This window comes from Clostridioides mangenotii TR (genome assembly GCF_000498755.1).
In the GTDB taxonomy this organism is placed as follows: Bacteria; Bacillota; Clostridia; order Peptostreptococcales; family Peptostreptococcaceae; genus Metaclostridioides; species Metaclostridioides mangenotii_A.
In genome coordinates this window covers 1-2,996 of sequence record NZ_AXUS01000057.1, presented here as the reverse complement: position 1 = coordinate 2,996, position 2,996 = coordinate 1, and the positions used below count along the sequence as shown (strand labels likewise).

2 protein-coding genes and 1 pseudogene are annotated in these 2,996 nt (G+C 29.2%); all 3 read left to right on the top strand.

The window, feature by feature from the left end; all coding sequences use genetic code 11:
• Positions 1-2,444 (top strand): annotated as a pseudogene (locus T473_RS17035) (hypothetical protein); the annotation flags it as partial.
• Between the two features lie 79 nt (positions 2,445-2,523).
• Positions 2,524-2,772, top strand: a complete 249-nt coding sequence (locus tag T473_RS0115250; protein ID WP_024622524.1) for a hypothetical protein — start codon at positions 2,524-2,526, stop codon at positions 2,770-2,772.
• Positions 2,753-2,996, top strand: a 244-nt coding sequence (locus tag T473_RS17030) for a hypothetical protein (RefSeq protein WP_038300758.1), incomplete at its 3' end; no start/stop codon positions are given. The genes T473_RS0115250 and T473_RS17030, both read left to right, overlap by 20 nt.

The following is a 2,996-nucleotide window of genomic DNA, read 5'->3' as shown; positions in this document are numbered from 1 at the left end:
TATATCCTGAGTTATCTCAAGCAGAAAGAGATAATAAGCTAAAGGATCTTATCAATGAAGCATGGAAAAAAGAAAGATTAAATATACCAAAAGAATTACATAAAAAATATCTTGAGCAAATTAGATACGAAGTAAATGAGATTATTGGTTGTAAAACGAGTGATTATTTTACATATAATAAGGAAAGTATTGATCTTGGGATCAACAAATATAGTGGAGTACTTACCCATTCTGGAAGAGGATCTGCTGTTAGTATGTACACGAATAAATTGCTTGGATTTACTGAAGTAGATAGAATAGCAGCAAAGGTAACCATGTATCCGGAACGTTTCTTAACTAAGGAAAGAATATTAGAATCTCATGCAATGCCGGATATCGACTTCAATGTTGCATCAAGAGAACCTTTCTTACAAGCTCAAAGGGAACTATTAGGAGATAAAAATGTTTATGATTTAATCGCTTTTGGAACTTTGAAGTTTAAATCAGCATGGAAGATGTATGCTCGAGCATATGACATAACCCCTTCTGATGCAGACATTGTATCAAAGCAAATTGATAAGTATGAGAGTAAGTTGAAGTATGCAGAAAAAGATGAACTAGGAGAACTTATTGAAGATATTAGTATATATGATTTTATAGACGAAAAATACAAAGACTTAATTGAAGGATGTAAGAAGTACTTAGGAATTATCACTACTAGAAAACCGCATCCTTGTGCTTCAGTTGTTAGCCCATTAAATGTTGAAGAAGAAATCGGAGTAATATTGTGTAAATCTCCAACTACGAAAAAAGAAGTATTGGTGGCCTGTATTGAAAGTGGAACTATAGATGCTTTTGGTTGGTTAAAAAATGATTTTCTATTTGTAGATGTGGTTAGAACAACAGATCAAATATATAAACGTTTAGGAATGAAGCCTTTATCCATAGATGAATTATTAAAAAGAATAGAAAACAATGAAAAAGTTTGGGACATATACGGTAAAGGGCTGACTTTATGTGTCAACCAATTAGAAAAAAGTAGCACTAGAAAGAAGACTATAAAATACAAACCTCAAAATATAGTAGAGTTATCTTCACTAATTGCTGGAGTTAGACCATCCTTTAAAGATTTAATCGATCAATTTTTAGCTAGAGATAATTTCAAATATAATATAGAAGCATTAGATGACCTTTTGCAAACTCCAGAAATGCCATACTCGTACATATTCTACCAAGAGCAATTAATGCAGATACTTGAATTTGCTGGGATTAATGTTAAAGAGACATATGACATTATTAAATCAATAAGTAAGAAGAAAACTTACTGTAGAGATTGTGAGAATACAGGAAATGATGGAATGAAAATATGTCCTAGATGTGGGAGTAGACACATCGCTCCATATGTTGAAAAAATAGAAGAAGAGTTTACAAAAGGATTTAAAAGAAAAATAAATATAGATGATGATAAAGTAGTTAAAGAGGTATGGAGTATTATATTAGCTTTTGCAGGTTATGGATTTAATGCTTCCCATGCGTATTGTATGGCTATTGACAGCGTAACTCAGGCATACTTGAAAGCTTATCATACAGAAATTTTTTATGAAGTAATGTTAGAAAACTATACTGAAAAAGGTGAGAAAGATAAAGTAAAAGCATTAAAAGAAGAAATGAAATATTTCGATTTAAAAATAGGAGAAATTAAATTTGGACAAGACAACAGAGGATTCAAGGCTGATATTGAAAATAAGATAATAAGTCAATCAATCAAGTCTTTTAAACAAGTTAACCAAGATACAGCTAATGTTTTATATGAGTTATCAAAATACGAATATAATTCAGTTGTTGATTTATTTGTAAAGATTAAAGAGTTCGGAATTGATAAAGGTAAGATGGATGTATTAATAAATTTAGGATACTTTGAAGATTATGGGAATATCAACTATATAAAAACTGCATATTACTTATTTAGACAACATTACGATACGAAACTAGTGAATAGCAGTTCTGTTTATTATCAATTTTTAATGCCATACGCAGCTATAAAAACTGAGAAACAGATAAGAGAGATTGACACAAAGCAATATATACTAGATCAACTTAATAATATAGATAAAACAATTTCTGATAGTGAACAAATCATAACAGATTTTAGAAGATACGAGTACTCAGAATTTAAGAATTCAGAAACGAATAAAGACTGTTACGTTATAATAAATAATTTACAAGAAAATGAGAGTTATAGCCCTAATTTTGAATTATACAATATTAAAACAGGTCAAATTAGAATAGCCAAATCATATAAAAAAGATCGATTAAAAATTGATGATACCGTAATAATAAGTAAATTTAAGAATAAGCCTAAGCAAAAATATATTGGTATTGATGAAAAGACAGGAGATCCGAAATATGAACCATTAGACACTAATGAAGATTGGATAGATAAATTTTATAAGATTTCTATATAATTAGTTGACATTATAGTAACAACATAGTATACTGATTTTAGATAAAGATATTATAGTAACAACAAAAAGGGGGTAACGAATGGAACTAAATTTAGAAATGTCGCTTGAGGACATGTGGAGTGTTATTGAAGATAAATTTAATAGTTTTATTAATCTCTCAAGGAAGACAAACAAAGAGGCAAGTGACTGTCTTGATATGGCATCTTACTTTTGTACAATTCAAGACAATATACAAATTTTAGATGACAAGATGAGACAGAGCATGCACGGAGAATTGGAACAATATATGAAAAATAATCCAGGAATATATGGCTCAGAAGAAATGTGATTATTGTACGGAAGTAAAAAATAATATAACAGAAATCAGTATAGAAAATGAAGTTAACTATATATGTAGAGAATGCTATCTAGATTATATAACACAATGCGAAATATGCAATGAAATTATATATAAAGATGATTTTAGTTGTCAAAAATGTGGAATTTCAATATGTAAAGAAGATAGCTATAAGTATCAAAATAGATGGTTAGAATTTGACACTGTCTGTGAAG

Bases quoted from the DNA above. Each gene is read 5' to 3' on its own strand.
- T473_RS0115250 (WP_024622524.1), top strand. From the start codon at position 2,524: ATGGAACTAAATTTAGAAATGTCGCTTGAGGACATGTGGAGTGTTATT.